Annotated in this window: 15 protein-coding genes; all 15 read right to left on the reverse strand. The window is 44.9% G+C overall.

Annotated features, from left to right (window positions below; all coding sequences use genetic code 11):
- Position 1 precedes the first annotated feature (1 nt).
- The 15 genes from BacF7301_RS04345 to BacF7301_RS04415 all read right to left on the reverse strand — a co-directional run bounded on the left by BacF7301_RS04345 (position 2) and on the right by BacF7301_RS04415 (position 20,674).
- Positions 2-982, reverse strand: coding sequence for a DUF4466 family protein (locus BacF7301_RS04345; protein WP_167960572.1), 981 nt, complete (start codon positions 980-982; stop codon positions 2-4).
- Positions 983-990: 8 nt separating this feature from the next.
- Positions 991-1,371 carry an SGBP N-terminal domain-containing protein gene (locus BacF7301_RS04350; RefSeq protein WP_167960575.1) on the reverse strand — a complete coding sequence of 127 codons (381 nt, stop codon included), beginning with the start codon at positions 1,369-1,371 and terminating at the stop codon, positions 991-993.
- A gap of 15 nt (positions 1,372-1,386) precedes the next feature.
- Positions 1,387-3,105 carry a RagB/SusD family nutrient uptake outer membrane protein gene (locus BacF7301_RS04355; RefSeq protein WP_167960577.1) on the reverse strand — a complete coding sequence of 573 codons (1,719 nt, stop codon included), beginning with the start codon at positions 3,103-3,105 and terminating at the stop codon, positions 1,387-1,389.
- 11 nt (positions 3,106-3,116) lie between these two features.
- The gene (locus tag BacF7301_RS04360; RefSeq protein WP_209319498.1) at positions 3,117-6,476 is read right to left on the reverse strand and encodes a TonB-dependent receptor; all 3,360 of its coding nucleotides are present in this window, start codon (positions 6,474-6,476) and stop codon (positions 3,117-3,119) included.
- 150 nt (positions 6,477-6,626) lie between these two features.
- On the reverse strand, positions 6,627-7,682 hold the full coding sequence (locus tag BacF7301_RS04365; protein WP_167960579.1) for a FecR family protein: 1,056 nt from the start codon (positions 7,680-7,682) through the stop codon (positions 6,627-6,629).
- 38 nt (positions 7,683-7,720) lie between these two features.
- Complete coding sequence (locus tag BacF7301_RS04370; protein WP_083589253.1) at positions 7,721-8,254, reverse strand: RNA polymerase sigma factor; 534 nt, start codon at positions 8,252-8,254, stop codon at positions 7,721-7,723.
- A gap of 248 nt (positions 8,255-8,502) precedes the next feature.
- Positions 8,503-9,411 (reverse strand): polysaccharide lyase family protein, encoded by a 909-nt coding sequence (locus tag BacF7301_RS04375; RefSeq protein WP_167960581.1) that lies wholly within the window; start codon positions 9,409-9,411, stop codon positions 8,503-8,505.
- Positions 9,412-9,417: 6 nt separating this feature from the next.
- Positions 9,418-10,407, reverse strand: coding sequence for an alpha/beta hydrolase (locus BacF7301_RS04380; RefSeq protein WP_167960583.1), 990 nt, complete (start codon positions 10,405-10,407; stop codon positions 9,418-9,420).
- Between the two features lie 48 nt (positions 10,408-10,455).
- Positions 10,456-11,658, reverse strand: a complete 1,203-nt coding sequence (locus BacF7301_RS04385) for an alginate lyase family protein (RefSeq protein WP_167960585.1) — start codon at positions 11,656-11,658, stop codon at positions 10,456-10,458.
- A gap of 120 nt (positions 11,659-11,778) precedes the next feature.
- Entirely contained in the window at positions 11,779-12,531 is a 753-nt protein-coding gene (locus tag BacF7301_RS04390) for an SDR family NAD(P)-dependent oxidoreductase (RefSeq protein ID WP_167960587.1), read from the reverse strand.
- A gap of 24 nt (positions 12,532-12,555) precedes the next feature.
- A complete protein-coding gene (locus BacF7301_RS04395) occupies positions 12,556-14,022 on the reverse strand; it encodes an MFS transporter (protein ID WP_167960589.1) in 1,467 nt (488 codons plus the stop codon).
- A gap of 4 nt (positions 14,023-14,026) precedes the next feature.
- Positions 14,027-14,371 carry a cupin domain-containing protein gene (locus tag BacF7301_RS04400; protein WP_008641351.1) on the reverse strand — a complete coding sequence of 115 codons (345 nt, stop codon included), beginning with the start codon at positions 14,369-14,371 and terminating at the stop codon, positions 14,027-14,029.
- A gap of 23 nt (positions 14,372-14,394) precedes the next feature.
- Positions 14,395-16,602 (reverse strand): heparinase II/III domain-containing protein, encoded by a 2,208-nt coding sequence (locus BacF7301_RS04405; protein ID WP_167960591.1) that lies wholly within the window; start codon positions 16,600-16,602, stop codon positions 14,395-14,397.
- 127 nt (positions 16,603-16,729) lie between these two features.
- Positions 16,730-18,988, reverse strand: coding sequence for a chondroitinase-B domain-containing protein (locus BacF7301_RS04410; protein WP_167960593.1), 2,259 nt, complete (start codon positions 18,986-18,988; stop codon positions 16,730-16,732).
- 3 nt (positions 18,989-18,991) lie between these two features.
- Entirely contained in the window at positions 18,992-20,674 is a 1,683-nt protein-coding gene (locus BacF7301_RS04415; RefSeq protein WP_167960595.1) for an IPT/TIG domain-containing protein, read from the reverse strand.
- Positions 20,675-20,679 lie beyond the last annotated feature (5 nt).

The following is a 20,679-nucleotide window of genomic DNA, read 5'->3' on the forward strand; positions in this document are numbered from 1 at the left end:
ACTATTTTAAAGTTAAACGCTTTATCGCAAAACTCATACGTTTCAGATTACTGCTTGTCTCGTTGATATACAAATAGGCGATATACTTCCCGTCATGACTCTTTATCAAGACTCCCTGGTATTGTCCTAACTCGTAAGCATGTGCGGTCACTCCGTCCAATGCAGCCTGGCGCAAATCTATCTCATCGACATAGATAGTAGGCACTCCACTGGTCTTCAGTTGACCGTCAGGCCAATACCTTTTTTCCATTAAAGTGCGGTTGGTTGCTCCCGACGGAATTTCAACAGGATACAAATATCCTTTCTCATTGGATGGAGATACCAGCCCGTGGGCAAACGACCATCCGGACCCCATTGTCGGCTTGTAAGTATAGATAAAATCAATCTTGCCGGCAATACCCATTTCTTCTACCTGAGTCACGGAGTAAGACTGCATCGTCTCCAAAGAGAAACAGTTTCTCTCTCCGGACGACAATGACAGATTCTTAAAGATTTCCACATTGCTCACTGTATATTCAGGAGACTGGACAGTAGCTTCACCTGTTCCGGTAATACTGCGGAAATGGAATTTTATCTTACTACCCCGGGCAGCTTCGGGCACAACATAGAAATAACGTATAGTCGCAGCAACCGTATCGACAATATAGGCTTTGGAAACAGTTCCTTCCGTGCTTGTCTCCGTAGCAATACGCACTTCCTCTTCTTCACCGTTATCCGGATTGGTGTATCTGCTATTCATGGCAATCCCGGTTCCTTCGGCACCCGGGAAAGACGCTGTAACCTCCACTGCTTTTATCGGAGTGCCATCCGTAGAACCTATTGCGTAGGCAAATTCCAATGTATTTCCTACCAGAACCGGTCCCACATCTTTCCGTAAAAGGTCATTTCGCAAAGGACTTTCATCATCAGAACAAGATGAACAGAACGCTACTGCAACAGCATAGAGCAGTAAATACAGCGAAAACCAACTTATCTTTTTCATATCTTTCTTTATTCCTTTTCAACAACAATAATCTTATATTCCTTATATACCTCTCCGCTTCCGGAGATAACGGTATATTTCACCGATACGCTGAAGTCAGTCCACACGCCCATTTTAGGAGTGATGGTAGCCTCAGGAGCCAAAGAACAACGAGGTTTCAGGTGAGCCCGGTTTACTCCGTTCTTGACTTCTACGTTGATAATCCCGTTCGCATCGTCAATGGTCACCTGCGTAGCAACATTGCGGTTGTCCGCCGTATATAGTTGTACAGAACTTATATAAGCATCCATCCGGTCTGTCACCTGATACACTTCTTCGTCGGTATCGCAAGCTCCCAGGACAATGGTCAGGAGTAACACCTTTACAATTGATATGATATGTGTTTTCATTTCTCTATATTTTAATTACAACCATGGTTTATTCTGAGTCAGATTAGGATTCAACACACGCTCATCTTCAGGGATATTATAGATATAATACCTGGGGAATGTACGGTCTGTCGCATTCTTATATTGGTCTTGAATAAAGTCATTCAATGTGCTGCGCAATTCCCTGCCGTTCGGATAGTCCCAGACTTTTTCCGCAAGCCGCCATCTCCGCAGGTCAAAGAAACGCTGCCCTTCGGCCACAAACTCAACGGCTCTCTCCTGCTTGACAGCACCAAAGAATGTCTCCTTGGTCTTGAACTTTTCACGGTTCAAAGCCGGGAGCTTTCCTCTTCCCCTGATTTTGTCAATGAGGGTGAACAGTTCGTCCGACGGTCCATAAAGTTCGTTCATCGCTTCGCAATACATCAGCCAGACATCCGGCAAACGCATCAGATAGAAATCCTGCGGACCGTTAGACCTGGAATAGCCGGCATATTGTCTCACGAATTTGCGGAACATATATCCCGTCCTGCTATCATTATAATCCAGGTAGCCATTCTTATTACCGAACATAAAAGGCACGCTGTCCCCAATCGTCATTCCGTCGGGAGTGATTGTACGCATTTTCTGTCCGTTCCAAACGATAGTGCCCCGCATGCGGTAATCACGCCCTTCGTATGTTTTAGGATTAGCCGAACCATTGGTCAGGTTTTGGTTCTTATTCAGAACGACCGGTTCAACATAATCACCGGTTTTGGTACTCTGATACAGGTTCACCAGGTAATTTGTCGGTTGCATATTTGCCCATCCGTTCAGGACGCTCCGGTTTCCGAAGATTTTGACGAATTCTTCACCTTGTCCGATATTAGGCCCGCCATACTGGATGGAGAAAATGACTTCCGAGCATTTTTCATTTTCCAGTGTAAAGAGTTGGAGATAGTTCGGATTTACATATTCTCCGGGAGCACCGTCCTTAAACAGTTGGAGATTATAGGCAGGTTTCATCACCTCTTTAAAATTACCGATAGCTTTCTCATAATATTCTTTCGCTTCCGACTCGCTTTGCTGGAAGTTATCCACTTCAGGACGCCCGTTTTTCTTCCAGCAAGCCCAAAACAGTTCCAGTTTTCCCTTGAATGCATAAGCCGCAACTTTAGTTGCCCGTCCCTGGTCGTCACTCGATTCGTAAGAATCGGGAAGTACTGATATAGCATAATCATAATCTTCCATTATAAAATCCCTGACTTGAGTAATCGGCGTTCTTGCAATGCTATACGCTTCTTCCTGCGTGGGTACATGGTCCAGGTACTGGACATCTCCGTATAAGTCAATCATAAGCGCATAATGAAGAGCCCTGATAAATCGTACTTCTCCCTCGTATCGTTTCAGCAGGTTCAAGTCTTTTTCCGTAACCGCTTCCGACTGCATCCTGCGTAGCTGCACAATGGCATTATTTGCCCTGTTGATAGAAGCATAACACTTATTCCAATAATCGGAAGTTATCGACTGGCTGTTCGCATTCTGAAAATAAACGAGGTCTGCATTAGGATAACAATCCAACCTATAAAACAGTCCGAATGCATTCCTCATTGCGTTATAAACAGCGTTCACCCCTTTCTCCGCATCTTCGGTCGTTTCCCAAAAAGTGTCCGCACTAATTTTTGTTGTAGCCGGATAGTCAAGCAAATTATTAATGCAACTAGCCTGTACTAATAAAACGACCAGTAATAATATACTATTGATATGTCTTTTCATATTATATAGTTTTAAAGCGTTACATTTATACCTAAAGAATAATTCTTCATGAGCGGATAAGGTATTTCCGAACCGCTTTTAGGAAGTTTCTCCGGGTCCAAACCCGGCCATTTAGTAATCGTAAACAGATTCTCCGCCGATATATGGATACGTGCCGAGCTCACACCTATATGTTTAAGGAGTTTCGAGGGTATCCGATACCCTAACTGGATATTTTTCAGTCTGATATAATCACATGAATACAGCCAGAAAGTAGATTGTTCCTGATTGAATCCGCCGTTACTGCCCGATGTCAAACGCGGGAATTTCGCTCCCCGGTTATCGGGCGACCAGGTATCCAGATGGTGTTCCTGAAAAGCATAACGGGACGTATATACGTTTACATTATTGAAGTTATCCAGCCAAAAATTCTTTCTTCCCGCATTACCTTGAAAGAGCATACTCAAATCAAATCCTTTCCAGTCTGCATTGAAGCTGATACTGAAATCACTCGTAGGAATGTAACGCATGCTATTGGGCATGGCTACCTTGTCATTGCTGTCAATCACTCCGTCGCCATTAATATCTTCCATCAATAAATCTCCGGGAGCCAGGTTATCATTCTGATAGGGAGCATTGGCTATCTCTTCCCATGTCTGCGCGATTCCGACAGCCTTGTATGTATAAACCATTTCGTAGGGATAGCCCAGGAATTTATCTCCGCGCCCTAACCGTTCATTCCATTTAAGCAACTTATTCTTATTATATGAATAGTTGATTCCGATACCATAGGAGAAGTCACCTATCTGGTCTTGCCAGGAAAGGGAGATTTCGGCTCCCCGGTTTCTCATTTCCCCAATATTCCGGTCAGGTGCTTCCAGTCCCGACAGGAGTCTGGATACTTGTCCCGGACGAATCATGCTCGTTGTCAGTTTATTATATAAGTCCAGTTCCATCTTCAGGCGATTGTTGAAGAAAGAGAGCTCCAGCCCCAAGTTAGTCATAGCGGTAGATTCCCAGGTAAAGTTCGGGTCAATCAGTTTATAAGGGGCATAGCCTTCTACCAGTATGTTATCTCCGAATGTGTATGGATAAGAGTTATAGGTATCTTTCTGATAATAACGGTCTACACCGGAATTATTTCCGACTTTTCCCCAGGACATTCTGATTTTTGCATTAGAAACTACATCTTTCAGCGGTTCGAAAAATCCTTCTTCCGAGAAACGCCATGCGGCAGATACAGAAGGAAATGTTCCCCATTGGTGTCCCTTAGAAAATTTGGACGATGCATCCCAACGTACCAATGCCTGCAACATATACTTGTCATGTATATCATAATTCAATTTGGTTACAATGGAACGCAAACCTTCTTTACTGGACGAACCGCCGGTAGACTGGGTAGTCACTCCCGCACCGTCTATTTCCGTCAGGTTCGGGTGGAACCTGTCATTCCGCGAACTGCTTTGTGACCTTTCGTGCCAATACTCCTCGGAGTATATAAACTGGAAACGCAAATTGTGTCCGCTGAAAATCTCCTGATTATAAATAGCGTGCAAGTTCAGAATTGTTTTTGTACGTTCGCGCGTATAATCCGTGATACCGGTACTCTTTGTTACAGTCTCATAGCCAGGCAATCCGGTCTGAAAATTCTGTAGAATAGTAGGCATGCTCCACGATTTTGTAAAATCATTCCGGTAGGTCAGGCCATAATCTGCCCTGAACTGAAGAAACGACAAGGGTTGCCACTCCAGAAAAGCCATACCGTTAAAGTCCTTACGCTCCAGCTTATTATTGTTCACGCTATATTTAGACAAAAGGTTGGCGGCAAGAATATCTTCACCATACGCCATCGCACCGCCATACTCTCCCGTAACCGGGTGTTGCGGCAAAATACCCGCCACTGTCCTGACCATCTCCCATGTGGAAGCGTTTCCATAAGAGAGCAATCCTTCGTCCAACGGATATACCTGGTCCGACCACTGTCCTGCTGCGTTCAAGCCGACCTTAAAATGGTTGCCTACTTTTTGGTCTACATTCACGCGGAAAGAATAGCGTCTGTAGTCATTGTTAATCATCAAGCCTTCCTGGTCCAGCAGACCGATGGACAGATAATAAGTCCCTTTCTCATTTCCACCCGTAGCAGACAAGCTATGATTTTGTGTAAAAGGAGAACGGAAGATAACATCCCACCAGTCGGTGTTAGGATACAGCACCGGGTCTACCATTCCCTTGGCCATCCATTCGTCAATAGTTCCGTCCTTATAAATAGCACCGCTATTACCATTTGTCGCTGCCTGGTTATGCAATGTCAGTGCCCTCGGATAATCGGCTAAGAAATCATAGAAACCGGTAGCTTTTCCAACGGAGAAATTACCCGAATAATTCACATTCACCCGCCCGGATTTACCTTTCTTCGTTGTAATCAAGATAACGCCATTAGCCGCTCTCGAGCCATAGACCGCCGATGAAGAGGCATCCTTCAATACGGATATGCTCTCTATGTCGTTCATGTCGATTCTGTCTATTTCTATATCGGGGATACCGTCCACCACAATCAAAGGAACCGAGTTATTGACCGTACCCAGTCCGCGTACTCTCAAAGTAGCACCATCCTTACCTGCCATACCACTGGACTGCTGTACCATCAATCCCGGTACTAATCCGCTTAATGCAGTGGAAGTGCTTGAAATAGACCTGCCGGATAATTGCTCGTCAACGGATACCATCGACACCGCCCCGGATAAATTTACTTTCCGTTGCGCACCATAGCCGACTACTACCACTTCTTTCAGCAAATGAGAGTTTTCTTTCAGAATAACGGTCAGTTCCCTTTTCCCATTCACCGGTTTCTCAATCGTTTCATATCCTATATAGGAGAAAACGACAGTAGATGATGGTTCTACATTATCCAAATAGAACTTTCCGTCAATATCAGTGATTGTACCTTGCGAGGTTCCCTTTATGAGTACAGACACACCAATCAGGGGCGTTCCTTTCTCATCAATAATAGAACCGTTCAACCGTTGCAGTTTTTCTTTCGACTGGGTTTTAGGAACAATTGAAACAACCCGGTTCTCATTTATCTTATAATCCAGAGAAGTGCCGGACAGAATCTTCTGCATTGTGTATTCTATCCCCGCATTCTCACATTTGATAGAAACCGGTCTATCTAAATCTTTCAGGTTCTCCGAATAGAAGAAACGATAATCAGTCTGCTTTTCAATATTCCCGATTACCTCTCTGACAGGGAGATTAGTGACATTCAAAGTAATTTTTTCCCGTTTTGCCTGTTGGCCGTAACATTCGGAAGTGAACATGAAAAGGCAACAAAACAGGCATAGGAATCCCGTAATTCTTGACTGCAAGAATTTTACTTTCAGATATTTTTTCATATCTTTGTGAATAAATTGTTTTTAATAATTAGTGATTAGGACAATTTAATTAAGGTCGAAGGAACTACCATTTTCTTCGACCTTGCATTTTTCTCGGTCAGATGTGTCTCATAGGCGTCATATTAATTTATAAAGTTAAACATTTTAAGGTCAATTGCTCATTATCTTTTCAAAGTCCCTACTTCGCTGCTTATCTATTCTAATCTTAATCACTCCCTGTTCCCAGCAATAGTCAATAGGAGCCGTATCCCTCATCAAGTCGAGTGTTTGCTGTATCGTTTCATCCATCAGGATTCCGGTAAACTTATAGTGTTTCAACTGTTCGTCCTGGATACTTATCTCCACTTTATACTTGCGTTCCAGTTTCTTGACTATACTTTCTAATGTCTCCTTCTGAATTATCCATTTAGGGTCTTTCCAGGATGTGTATAACAGGGTATTCACATCTTTCTTAAGTTCTACCTGTATATCATCCTTATTTTTCTTACAAATCAGGACGGTTTCGTTCGGTTTCAGGTAGACTTCAGGAATTTCCCGGCCCGTATCAGGCTTCACTTTCACAGAGCCTTTAACCAGCGTCGTTTCTACAATATCCTCGTCATCATATGCTTTCACATTGAAGCTGGTTCCCAGTACTGTTATCTCCGTTCCTTTGGCAGAAACGATAAATGGCTTCTTATCTTTCTGTACTTCCAGGAAAGCTTCGCCGTGCAGTTCAATCTTCCGCACTTCAGTTCCGAAAGATTTGGCGTATGCGATGCTACTACCCGAATTCAATGTCACAACAGAACCATCCGGCAGACTTAAAACGGACTTGGAACCTAAAGGGGCATTTACTTCAGTCATCCCGTCTATAAGACTATCAGTACGACTTCCCCATTCATAAGCAGCCCAGCAAGATACTGTGAACAAGATGACTGCAGCAATATTCTTCCACACCAACAAATACCTTCTCTTTTGCACAGGGCGGGCATGAGATTGTCCCTTGATAGTATCCATCACCCTGTCGTAGGCAGAATCCATATAATCATCAAGTTTCATATTCCTTGCGACCAGTTCGATGGTATAGGCTTCCCTGAAATAGCGTTTATTCTCCGGATTTTCCAGTATCTTTTTCAGTTCAGTCCGTTCCTTTTCTGATAATCCTTTTTCAAAGAAAGAAGATATCAGTTCATTTATCCTATTTATGTTATTATTTTCCTGCATATATATTAAAGACGATGTTGGTTAGAAAAAGGGTGGGTCTAAATCTGAAAAAAAATAAAGATTAGCAAGATTCCCAGTTTTTTCCTTAAAATAAGGATGGCTTCACGCAGATTGGATTTCACCGTATTTACGGATATATTCATCTTTTGGGCAATCTCACTATATTTGAGTTTTTCAAAACTTCGGAGCTTTAAAGTTTCCTGATAGCGTTGTGGAAGTTCTTTTATGGCAGTAATGATACGGGATTCATCTTCTTGGGAGATAAGATAGTCTAACGGATTCTCATCCAAATCTGCCAACGTGTAACATTCTTCCACCGGGAAAAATTCTTTCTGAGTGCGCAGATAGTCAATGCAGGCATTTTTCACTGTTTGCAGTAAATATCTTCTCACAGCAAATTCCTGGATATTCTCCATATTTGCCCACAACTTGACGAAAGACTCGCTGACGATATCTTCTACAATGCATGTATCTTTCACATATCCACAGGCGAAATAATAGAGCTCTTTGTAGTATTGAGTAAAGAAGGATTTAAACCTCTCTTCCTTCATCCAATCTGCACTTTTTCCCATTCCAATAGTATAACAACTTAAAGTTCAACGTGAATTCGAGATGAAGCAAAGTTACTTAAATATATTATTTAGGGAAGACTTTCTATACTTTTTTTGCTTTGATGAAAAAGATGATGCTTATAGAAACATTCTAAACGACAATCTCCCACCCGAAAATATACCCGCAAAGTATATCCCGGACAGGAGACCACCATAATAGACAAAACTAACCGTCTGTCCTTTTCTAAGGTTTTCTTTAAAATCCCTCTCTAAAGCTTCTTGATGGAGAAATCGGCAAAACGGATTTCTTCGTCACGCAACTGGTCTTGCCAACTCCGGTTTTCGCCCAGATAGCGGTAGATACCCCATTTGGGACGAAGTCCCGTACAGTCCGTGCGCCACATATCCATTTTTTCAGGGCCGAATTTCAAGAGAACTTTTCCGTCTTTTATGCGTGTGATGACTACTTCATACGAACCGTTTTCACCGAAACAGGCTTTTTCTTCTACTTCTACCCAGTTGCCGAGGAAGCCGGCAAGGTCTGTACTGGCAAGGGTAGTAGTGCTTCCGCCACGTTTGTCATAACGTACACGCAGTTGTTGACCGCCTTTACTGCCGCTGTTGGAATAAGCAGTCAGGGTGATAAGCGGGGAACTGACGTCTGCCGTGCCCGATGAATTATCAATACCCTTCAACTGGTGGAGATGGGAAAATTTGGTTGTCGTCTGGAATCCTGCCGGCAAACAGAATTTCCAGCGAAACACCATAGTCTCTCCCTTTTGCCCGACAAGGCTTTTCGGAGACTTATTATCCGTCTTTATCTCATTACGCTGGCGGTCGGTGATGTTTGTCAGTCCGCGGTCGTCGTCTATCTCGGCATGAATAAAGAAAGCAAATACGTACTTATTTAGCTGGTTGTCATGTACCTGCTGAATATGTTGGAAGTGCTCTGTCTTATGTTCGCACGAGGAGTCGGGAGCTTCATGGTTATAGCCTGAACGTTTAATCAAGTCATACGTTTTTGCACTATTACCGTCAGCGGTTAATGTGCCATCCACCGGTTGTTCCGGTTTCGGTCCTTCCGGTTTCGGCTGTTCTTTCTCATCTATCACTTCCGACGAACTATTGGAGCAGGCGATAAAGGCAAAAAGGGCTAAAAATAGGATTCCTTTTCTCATTTGGATTTATTTAATATGGTTGGTCAGGAAATCTACCGACTTGAAAAAAATCTCTTCCATCTTGTCCGAAGTCTTCGAACTTACGTTATGGTCATAGAATTCATACTTCAACAAGTCGCAGACTCCACCTCTTTTCTTTAAAGCAGACGCGAACATTTCACTCTGTTCACACTCTACCGTAACATCACACGTGCCACATACCAACATGGAAGCGGGAACGTTCTTCTTCGGAATCAGATTTATGGGAGAGGCTTCACGAAGCACTTTCGGCTCCCTGTCACAGAAGTATGCGATACGCTGGGGGTCTTTTGTTTTCATAGTGATGGCAGCTTTTTCCAGGTCATAAATACCGGAATAGCCTACGAAAGCCTTTGTACCGGGGACAGTCATCGCAGCTACTGCCGCCAAGTGCGCACCGGCAGAAGTACCCAGGAAGCCGAAGCGGTCAGGGTTAATGTTCAGTTCTGCGGCATGTTCCTGTACATACTTCACTGCGTCCAGAATATCCTGAATAGAGACTTTCACCGTTGCATCGGATTGAGGTGCCAATGTATAAGAGACACGTACGCCTGTTATGCCTTTCTGTTTCGCCAAGTATTGGGATAAAGACCGGGACGAACCGTTATTACCGCGCGCCCATCCGCCACCGTGAATATAAACAACAAACGGGGCAGGCTTCTCTGTCTCAGCAAAGTCTACCGTGAGTATCAGTTCGTAATCCTTATGTTTCTTGTAGACGATGTCCTTTGTAGTCACCCCTTTATAATCCTTGCTTTTCAAGCGGTCTGCCTGATAGGTATAGGGAACCATCACATCGGGAATGGTATTCACGTCAATAAACTTTGCGTATTTCTTTGCATACAGCAAGGCGTATGAACCGTCGTCGTTCCGCGTCATCTTCATGCCATAGCGGTTGGAGAACTGCTGTGGTTGCGCTTCTTGTGCAAGGCAGAGAAGCGGCAGTATACCCAAACAAAAAATCAGTTTCAGTTTCATGTTATCACTTTATATTAGGTGAAGATAATCTTATTTCTTCTTCAAATTTTATTTCTTCTTTAAAACCAGATACGGTATTGTTTCCACATCGGACGTACTGTATTTCAAACCGATGCGCTTTGCCGTATCGACATACTTCTGATTACCCAATGCCGTTCCCGCTTCATAAAGGAGAATGGCGGCGCGGGACTGGTCGAAAGGTTTAATCTGTTTGAACTTCCAACTTTCGGGATTCAGATAAAACGGATACAGATAATCTACTGCCTGCGAAGCCACTTTTCCGTTGGAAGCAGGAGTGCTCCATAGGTTGATACCTATCTGACTGGTGATTTGGTTGGCTTCCATCAAGGCTTCCAGAGCGAAAGTGGAATAATGCAGGGAGAGAGTTCGTTTCAATTCCTGGGGTAACGAGCCGTCGTCGGCAATCTGTGCACCCATCTTGGGGAGAATACTTTGTTCCGCCACTTCGCGGATACGGTCGGTACGGTCCAAGTAAGCCAATACCATCAAGTGGATGGCTTCGTACCACAAGCCATGATTGTTGGCGGCATGGGATTCTCTTTGTCCTTGCGTGCTGTTCTCCATCCAGTAGCAGAAGGCGGTCGCCCAATCATCGAGTTTTTTCTTATCCGAGGGAGTCCAGCTTTTCGAGCCTTCTATCAGTTTGGCGACACCCAATGCACGGCTGAAACGATGCGAGTCAATGAAGCCCGAACCTCTCATATTTTTCATGCCCGGCACGGCTTGGGCGTAAGTCATATTCGGGTTCATACCCAGTTTCGGGTCTGTGAACCATGTCCGCAAGTGATTGGCGCATGCTTTGGCGTAGACTTCTTTTCCTGTGATATAATAGAGTACTCCCAGGCAGTAAGCGGCATCACCGAAACGGTTGGCATTCTCACGTTCGGGGTATTCGTAGACTTCGGGATTGCGTTCACCGTCTTTACGGATATAAGGAAGTCCGTCGGTCTTGGTAGAATCAGGCCACCAGTAAGGAGATAAAGTCATATAATCCCTGGGGTCTTTGCTGGGGGGAAGTTTTTTCTTGGCAGTCACCGATAGAGGAGTCATCTTTATATATTTCTCTGCCACCTTTTCCTGAAGTTCAATGTAGCGGGTAACTTCTTTGTCACCTTTCTGATAGTCGTTTTTTAGCTGTTCAAGCAATGTCGCATTAAACGGGCCTAAGGGAGCGGCATTCAGTATTCCCCAACAGAGGCATACAGCCCATATAGTAAAGATTCGTCTCATAACTATTTTCTTTAAAGTAAGTAAGTATGTCATTCGGAGCGAAGCGGAGAATCTGCTCTTTGTATCTGCAAAAGGGCAGATTCTTCACTACGTTCGGAATGACGGTATCAGATTTCTTCTTTAAGAGAAGAAACAACCACCGTTGATATCAATGTTCGTACCTGTCAGGTAAGAAGATTCGGAGCAAGCGAGGAAGCAAACCAGGTCGGCAACTTCATCGGCAGTTCCTTCACGGCGCAATGCGTAAGAGCCTTTCATACGTTCGCGGTTTTCAGGCGTATTGAAACGGTCGTGGAAAGAAGTGGCAATCGTACCCGGGCAGATAGCATTGCAACGGATTCCCTGAGGGCCGAGTTCCTTTGCCATAGAACGGGTAAATGTCATTACCGCACCTTTCGCGGTTGCATACATGGAAGCTCCGTTGCCACCGCCGTCGCGGGCAGCCAATGAAGAGAAGTTGACGATAGAGCCGCCCGCCGGCATCATCGGAACCACTTCACGGGTACAGAGGAATACGGAACGCATATTGACATCCATCAGGAAGTCATACCAGTCTTCGTCCTGTTCGGTGATTTTCTTACGGCCTACGATGCCGCCCACTACATTCACCAATACATCTACCTTGTCGCCAAATGCCTTGTTGCACTCTGCAAAAAGATTCTTTACCGCAGCAGCTTTTGTCATATCGCCCTGAACAGCGATTGCTTCGCCACCGACGTTTTTAATCAGTGCCAATGTTTCCTGTGCATCGGCTTCATTGTCGAAATAGTTCAGGCAAACTTTTGCACCTTCTGCTGCCAATTTCACTGATATTGCGCGGCCAAGGTCGCGTGCGCCACCTGTTACGATAGCTACTTTTCCTTCTAATTTCATAATTGTCTTGTTTTTAAAATACGTTTATTTTTCTATTTGTTTAATCTCTCCTACTGTCAGGAAGATGGAGCACAACGATAGCGGCACCAAAGCTCCCAACAAGCTGAATAATAATATCCAATTCGTAATATAACTGGCAAAAAGGATTGCCAGGATAGTACCCAATACGGCCGAAGCACCGCCCAGTCCTGCCAGCGAGCCGACAGACTTGCCACTGTGCAGGTCGCTCGGGATAGTCTGCAAGTTCGTCATGAAGAACTGGAATCCACCCAGTACCAATGCCATGAAGACAATAGCAACCGGAGCCGTAGTAGACATGATAGCCGCCAGGATGGACGGGATGATGATAATCCCGCCAATCAGCATTGCCGCCTTGCGGGCATAGTTCACCGTATGTCCCCGGTTTATCAGCCAACCGGAATACCAGCCGCCGGCAATGCTTCCCAATGCCGCACCTACATACGGAACCCAAGCGGAGAATGCCACCTCTTTGATATTCAAGTGGAACACATCTGCCAGATATAACGGCAGGAATGTCACGAACATCCACCAGATAGGGTCGAGGAAGAACCGTCCCAAAATGACAGACCAGTTCTTTCTTACCCGAAGCAGTTCGCCCCAGCTTTTTCCTTTATCCTCGGTTTTCAGTTCCTGTTCGGGTTGACCGCTCAGGATATAAGTACGTTCTTCTTCTGTAATCCAAGGATGCTTCTTCGGCCCTTCCTTATTGATAATCAACCAGGGAATCAACCAAATCAGTCCCAATCCGCCGACTACAATAAAAGTCAGTTTCCAGCCGAAAGCAATGAACAGCATCAGGATGATAATCGGTGCAAGGATTGAACCGATGGATGCTGCCGCCCCGAACAAACCCTGTGCGAAAGCGCGTTCTTTCTGCGGAAACCATTCGGCGTTACTTTTCGTCGTACCGGGCCACGGACCGGCTTCCCCCAATCCGAGCATCATCCGGAAGAAGGTCAGCGAGAAGATTCCCCGTGAAAGGGATGCCAATGCATCCGCTGCCCCCCAGACGAGCACGCTCCAGAAGAAACCTTTCCGGCATCCAATCTTGTCGTACAGTTTCCCGGAGACGAGCTGGCTGATACCGTATGCTATCATAAAGAAGATAGTTATCAGACCGAGAATATCTTTCGCTTTCTGCGAAGCATCCGGGTCGTTGCGGTCTATCAAGCCGAGGTCGATAGCGATACCTTCGCGATTGGTTACGAACGTAACGCCGTTTTTCTCCTTCATCTGTACGTTGGCTACGCTGACAGAATCCCGGTTGCCGTTGGCGGCTGTCAAGATATACTGCTCTCCTGCCAGGACAGCATGATTACCTTTATCTGCCGACGCATCCGCTTCGGGAACCAGGCGATAGTCGATATTAGCCACCCACATATAGTTGAGCGTACCTCTATCCAGGTAGTTGATAATGGTTATCAGCATGATTAACCCGATAACCATCCATCGGAGTCCTTTTACCTTCATACATTTACAGGTTTAAGAAATCTGCACGCACAGGGCTGAACGTATCAATCAATATACCGGCTTCAAGGCAAACACAACCGTGCAGCTCGTCGGGCGCTACATAGTAGCCGTCTCCGGCAGAAAGGATTTCTTTCTTATCGCCGATGGTCAGTTCAAACTTGCCGCTTACTACGTAAGTCGCCTGGCTGTGGTAGTGCTCATGCATACTACCTACCGCACCTTTGTCAAATTTTACTTTGACCATCATCAACTGACCGTCATACGCCATAATCTGGCGATTTACACCCGGAGCAGGATTTTCCCACTTCAAATCTTTCTCAAACTGATAAGTTTCACTACATGTTTTCATACTTTTGTCTATTAATGGTTTGTTTATTTCATAAATACTCCGCAACGACCGTTCCAGGCATACATAGTGCCTTCGACCGTCAGGCGGTGCCCTTTCTCTCTGTCGGTATCGGTGTTGCTTAAGCAAAGCATTACGGAATGCCCGCCTTTATAGGTTGCTTTCACCACTGTATAGGAAGCCGTATCCATCACGACTTTCACCTCTTCGCAAGATGAGGTCAGGTTACTGGAAGTTTCCATTACCACATCATATTCTCCATGCGTTTCGATGGAAGTGGCGAATGTATGGTTCTTCCGTGCTTTTTCCCTTATCAGGAAAGCGGTTTCGTTTCTCAAGTTGAAATCAGGGTCATTGGCTCCCAGACGAAGCATCTTCATCTCTGTCTGCGGAGTAGTGGCTGTACTGACAGTATAGAAACGGTTCTTATTAACGAAGGTGAAGCTCGATGTATTCCGGTTCTTGTTCTGTCCCCAGGCTTCCAGCCAGAGATGCTGATAGCCGTCCTTTGTGCCAAGAGTTTTCAGTTCGTTAGTTGCTTTGGCGTAAGGGAAGTTCAAGGAAACGAAGTGTCCGTTATACCAGATAGGGTAATCGTATTGGTGCTCTTTGTCCGCATTTGCTTGCAGCACATCCAGGATTAGCGGAAATTGCAGGAAAGGGGTAGCCACGTAAGCCAGTGTACGTTTCATCTCTATTCCGGGATAGGCATTGGTGTCCTTCGCCACCATTACCTGAAAATGTCCGCCGTTGAAATCATGGTAGATGATGTCCGAATGATAGTGCGAAGAGATTTTCATGTCTCCGGCAAAGTTGGATGTTTCGTCTACTACCAATGTGTTATGCGCAATTGTCTGTTTGGCAAACGATTGGTTTTCACGGGTATAATGACCTTTGTACTTGGCTTCGATATTCAGGAAGCGGGAAGCGCCGTAGTCGGGCAGAATCTCGTTTCCATTGTCGTAATACGCCATTGTCAGTTTATCAAAATGTCCGTGGCTCAAGCCGTGTGAGGTAGCTTTCAGTGTCAATGCGCTATTCAGATTAGAGTCTGTAGAGCGGATTACGGCTATGCCGCCTTCATCCCCCTTGCGTCCGTCACGGAATACACTACTGCGATAGATAATCGGGGCAGCTTCTCCGCGGGCAATATCACGGGCTACTTTAAAACCGCCGATAGTAGGGAGATAAGTATGCTGGTACTTATTTGCAACGGACAGCAGTGATTTGTCCGAAGGATTAACATTATATAATATGTCTACCGCATATACCAGTTCCTGTGCGGAAAGCCCTTTCAGCAAGGCATCATTAATATGGAAGAATTCGCCTTCATAAGAAAGTTGTATCAATGTGGAGAGGGCTTTTGAAAGAATGCTATCCCGGTAGTTGAAGATTTTCAAGTCCGGCAGTTTGTTCTCGATGCACTGGGCGAAGATGACGAAAGGCCAGATGGCATAACGTTGATAGTAGGCTCCTTCCGTGAAGTAACCGTCGGGAGAGAACAGGTAATCCATCTGGCGGATAAAGCCGCCCCGTTTGCCTGTTCCGTCAGAACCGTAAAGTGCCTTCTTTACGTAATCTTCACGATTCATCGCAAAGCCAATCATACCGACGGCGGCCGTAGCCCATGTAGCATGGTTGTGCATTTTATTGAATGTCTTGTTATTTGCATGGTTGTCTCCCATACCGTCCATGATGAAGTCCGCCATCGGAACGAAGAGATTCTTCTCGATAGTGGCACGCTGTTTGGGTGAGAGTGTGTTATAGATACAGTCATAAGCAACCGCTGTATGCACCAGCCATACACTTTCATTCAGTGTCTGCCAAAACAGACGTCCCGGAACGGGGGAAAGTAGCAGGGGGTGGAACCCTAAAGTAGGGTATAGTTTAGCATAGGCTTCCAACATATCGCCCACGTAGGCGGCATATTTCTTATCCCCTGTCAACTGATAGGCAACTCCACAATGGAACATGGCATAGTAATTGGATTTATGCTGTTCGTGTACCACACCGCCACCGCCATCTACGGGAACCGGAACGGAGACAGGAGAGTTTACTGCTGCATCGGCTGCGGCCAACACTTCCGAAAGAGATTTGTCGAATGCGGGTACTGTCCCCTTTCCTGCCCTCATCTCGTTCACTTCTTCCTGTGTGAAAAGAAGGGACGGATGTTGGGCAAATGAAAAGAGGCATCCACCTAAAACCATGAATATGCAAATAATAAGTTTTCTCATCTTACGTATATGTTCATAATTAATTTATGTAATAAATTCAGGCACGGATTACGCGGATTACACGGTTTTTAGACTGATGGTTGGCATAAAGCAACCGTGAAATCCGTGTAATCCGTGCCTGATAATACTAGTTCAAGCCGATAGAAAGTTTTTCCAGTTCGCTACCCTTCACCGGAGTATAATCGTATGCTTCGGCATTGATATATGCGGGACGGAAATTGTACATCTTTCCCTGTATTGCCTGGGAAGTGGTAGTCATCATTCTACCGGAATTCCACAGATTACAGTTTGCAATGTGTACTTTCTCCCAGGTCGCCTCATCCAGGCGGATAGTTGCCCCGCCGCGTCCACTATTATCAAAATTGCAGTTCTCTACTGTCAGTACTTGCGGGCCAATCAGGCGCATGACACTTCCACGTTCTTTGTTGCAACAGTCTACAAAGGTACAATGTCTGACAGTAATATAAGGGCCTGCCGTACTTTCATCGCTTCCGCCACGATAAATATTAATAGGTAAACCCAACAGACGGTAGAAGGAGCAGTTTTCAATCAACATGTCGTCGGCATTATAGCGGCCTATATCATCTTTCTCTGCTGCATAGTTGATAGCATCTCCCGACAAATCACGGAAAAGACAGTTGCGGATGGTAACGCTTTCGGCAAAAGTAGCTTTTGTTCCTTTAATGGCAAAGAATCCGCCTTCTCCGAAGTTCTGAAATTCGCAGCCGTCTACTGTCAGTGTATAAGGTTGTATCATATCAAGAGCGGTAGAGATTCCTGCTTTAGCCAAAGCCTTTCCGGGCTCTAATACGCCATCGAATGTTATATTCACAATGACCAGTTTGCCGCCATCGGCAATAGTTACCATATTATCCGGCTTATCTCCGTTGAAACGGACAAGCGGCTTGTTGGCTGCGTCGGCTGCACGGATAGTCAACGGTTTGTCAATGAATATAGCACGTTGGATAGGATATGTGCCTTTCGCCAAAATAATGACGCCACCCGGTTCTGCCGAATGAATGACTTCGGACAAGTTCGTTCCCGGAGACACATTGTATTCCTTATGAACATTCGCTACCGGGTGTGCCACTTGGTTTTTAAACCAGGAAGCGCCTTTATCCTTACGTATCGTAGTATCGTCGGGCAACTGGGGAGCTTTTACTTTTTCCGTAGTAAATCCCGGAGCCGAGTAGTTCTTTGCCAATTGCACTTTGTTATCTTTGAACTGGATGCCCGCTACGTCATCAACGGCTATATAAGGCTGGTCGAGTTCTTTATTAATGATGATATTATCCGTGAATGAGACTTTTTCCGGTGCAAGAGTACGTTCCATATCCTTGCCTGTACCAAATTCTATATTCGTGCAATCTACGAATGTGTTACGGTACATCTTGACATCAACAACTTGACAATATCTATTAGGTAACGAATTGGGTACGGCATCCATAACTCCCAAAGCTGAGAAGAAACGGGTTCCGGCCAAGCTGACCAATACATTATCGTAAATCTGATGTCCGGCATTGACGACACGGATACCGCCGGTGTTACGACGTCCGTTACCGATAAACAAGTTATCATTCACAGTATTGCGGTCACCGTGACGCAGTGCTACCACTCCTTCGCATTCCAACAGCGTATTGTTGCGGATGATGTTATCACTGGATTTAATAGAAATTACTTCCACTTCACCGGAGCAACGTTCGAACAAGTTATTCTCAATCACCGTATTTGAAGAACTGTAAGCTTGCTGGGAAGTTCCTACACGCATTGTTTCGGCACCGTTCGAGCCATACACGGGTCTTTCTCCAAAGTAGTTATGGTCAATCCGGTGATGATTTTCCAGACAACGTTCGTCGTTGAGGATGACAATCAGTGTCACCCCCAAGTTAAGTTTTCCTGTCAACGAACAATGGTCTACTCTGTTGTGACGACCATAAAGCAATATATAGCTGTAAGCCTGGTCCCGGCGGGACGGATTGAATTTGTCTATCACACAATTCGTCAGACGACAGTGATTAGCCAGTTCTTGTCCGTTACGGAATTCTATCACGGAACCTTTGGGAGCATATCCGTCAGTGAAATGCAATCCGCTGACAGATAGCCACTCGCCCGCTATCCGCAAGGTGGAGCCACCTTCTACCTTTACTTTTCCGGGGTTCAGGGCTTCTATCGTAATAGGAGATTTCTCCGTTCCTTTGCCTATCCATTTCAACTGCATATCTTTGTATAGGCCGTCCTTGATGTAAATCCGGTCGCCCGGTTGGGCAGTTTTTAAGCAGGAAGCTACTTCGGGAAGCGCTACATCGTATCTTTTTGCAAAAGAGACTGACGGTAGCCCGATAAGCAGAAGCGCTATAATTGCCTTATGTATATTTCGTGTCATCATTAATTATTGAACTTTTGAGTAATCGTAATCTTGTTTCTGCCAGTACATATCAAAGGTAATAGAACTTGCGGAAGGGTCTTTTTCCGTACCTTCTTTCATCTTGAAATCAGCACTCTTGATATACATCAGCCCTATACGCTTCACATCCCTAACCGGATTCTTATCAGCTGCCTTATTGTCATACCCTTTCACATTGTAATAGAATACCAGGAACACAGCATCAATTGTCACATTAGTTTTCTCCACACCTGCTTCAAATTTATCTTTTGCCCAAGCATCAGTAGTAGGTGCAGCACTCACTGACGGCTTAATGCCGGCGCATGTTTTCTTTTCCACATCAAGCGGGAAAGTTATTTCATCAATCTTTTTGATATTGCCAGCTTTCACATTATTGACCAGCTCCGCACAATCCGGGTTAGTCTCCGGATCCAAATATGCAAATGATAATGCAGGGGTGCCATAATAGCTGCTTCCCTCCGTAATGGAAGCTTTACCGGAAGTTTTAAAATTCTTCAACTGTCCGTTAGAGTTCGCCGGACTATTGATAGCTAAATTGAATTTAGAAGATGAGCCGGAAATGAAAAAATAAGGATTTACAGAATTATAGTCTGTTTCGGACACAACCGGAATATTCGCTGTCTTACAAGTATTCTTTCCCGCAGCAGCAATAATATCCACTTCCTGACTCCATACATCATTAGAATAAACCCGTCCTGTTTCCGGTGAGAAGAATGCAGAAGTCTCTCCAGCCTGTGCATGAATAGTCCTGTTCTCCCAATAATATACAAAAGCCACCCTTACAATAAATTCATCCGTTAATGTCGGTGTCTCACGACCGTCAAAATAAGAAATCTTCAACGGTACTATATTATCACCGTTCTTAAAGCTATCAGATGTGGGTACAACAAACTTTAATTCAGTTTCAGTCTGCAACGTAATAGTACACTCAATATCACCTAACAGCACTTTATCAATCTTATTTAGATATGCTCCCTCCAGCACTACCATATCTCCCACGTTGGCTGGTTCAAATACAGTAGTTGTAACCTCCGGCTGATAACGTTTCACCGTGAACTTGGGTGCGGACGAACTTGACGTCTCCACTTCTTTTGTTCCATTAAAATATTTAAATGTTACAATAGCCTTGTCGCTTTCCACATAAGGAACCTTTACTACTATCTCATTCTCACTTTGTGAGATGATCTCTGCCTCATTTCCTTCTGTCCCCCCTTTGGCAGTGAAAAGAACAGCACTCACCACATTCATGGAACTACCGGAGAGCAACAAATTATTGCCCATTTCAACTTCTGAGGGCATTCCCGCCTGTGAAACGACAGGAGCCGGATATTCAAGGGTAAAATCTCCTTCGGACACACCCTCACCTATCGAATTTACCAATACAATTTTACCACTGCGTGCCTGATTTGTCACTTTCAAAGACAAACGCCGGTTGGACACTTTCTGTAGGATAACAGCTTTTCCACCACCGATAGTAGCACTTACGACATCATCCAAATATTCTCCGGCAACAACAATCTCACTACCTATGCTTCCACTCTCGGGCGAGAAAGAAAGGATTTCCGGTGAACTAACTGCCACATCCTTCATCGATGTAGAATCACAACCACACAAAAAGAATAAACAGACAAACAATGATGCCAGACTCCATTTTCTATATTGTTTCATATTCG

The sequence above is a fragment of the Bacteroides faecium genome (genome assembly GCF_012113595.1).
Classification (GTDB): domain Bacteria; phylum Bacteroidota; class Bacteroidia; order Bacteroidales; family Bacteroidaceae; genus Bacteroides; species Bacteroides faecium.

Excerpts from the sequence above, each read along its gene's own strand:
- BacF7301_RS04410 (WP_167960593.1), bottom strand. The coding sequence starts at position 18,988 with ATGATGACACGAAATATACATAAGGCAATTATAGCGCTTCTGCTTATC.
- BacF7301_RS04370 (WP_083589253.1), bottom strand. The coding sequence starts at position 8,254 with ATGGGAAAAAGTGCAGATTGGATGAAGGAAGAGAGGTTTAAATCCTTC.
- BacF7301_RS04380 (WP_167960583.1), bottom strand. The coding sequence starts at position 10,407 with ATGAAACTGAAACTGATTTTTTGTTTGGGTATACTGCCGCTTCTCTGC.
- BacF7301_RS04375 (WP_167960581.1), bottom strand. The coding sequence starts at position 9,411 with ATGAGAAAAGGAATCCTATTTTTAGCCCTTTTTGCCTTTATCGCCTGC.
- BacF7301_RS04365 (WP_167960579.1), bottom strand. The coding sequence starts at position 7,682 with ATGCAGGAAAATAATAACATAAATAGGATAAATGAACTGATATCTTCT.
- BacF7301_RS04350 (WP_167960575.1), bottom strand. The coding sequence starts at position 1,371 with ATGAAAACACATATCATATCAATTGTAAAGGTGTTACTCCTGACCATT.
- BacF7301_RS04405 (WP_167960591.1), bottom strand. The coding sequence starts at position 16,602 with ATGAGAAAACTTATTATTTGCATATTCATGGTTTTAGGTGGATGCCTC.
- BacF7301_RS04345 (WP_167960572.1), bottom strand. The coding sequence starts at position 982 with ATGAAAAAGATAAGTTGGTTTTCGCTGTATTTACTGCTCTATGCTGTT.
- BacF7301_RS04390 (WP_167960587.1), bottom strand. The coding sequence starts at position 12,531 with ATGAAATTAGAAGGAAAAGTAGCTATCGTAACAGGTGGCGCACGCGAC.
- BacF7301_RS04360 (WP_209319498.1), bottom strand. The coding sequence starts at position 6,476 with ATGAAAAAATATCTGAAAGTAAAATTCTTGCAGTCAAGAATTACGGGA.
- BacF7301_RS04415 (WP_167960595.1), bottom strand. The coding sequence starts at position 20,674 with ATGAAACAATATAGAAAATGGAGTCTGGCATCATTGTTTGTCTGTTTA.
- BacF7301_RS04385 (WP_167960585.1), bottom strand. The coding sequence starts at position 11,658 with ATGAGACGAATCTTTACTATATGGGCTGTATGCCTCTGTTGGGGAATA.
- BacF7301_RS04355 (WP_167960577.1), bottom strand. The coding sequence starts at position 3,105 with ATGAAAAGACATATCAATAGTATATTATTACTGGTCGTTTTATTAGTA.
- BacF7301_RS04395 (WP_167960589.1), bottom strand. The coding sequence starts at position 14,022 with ATGAAGGTAAAAGGACTCCGATGGATGGTTATCGGGTTAATCATGCTG.
- BacF7301_RS04400 (WP_008641351.1), bottom strand. The coding sequence starts at position 14,371 with ATGAAAACATGTAGTGAAACTTATCAGTTTGAGAAAGATTTGAAGTGG.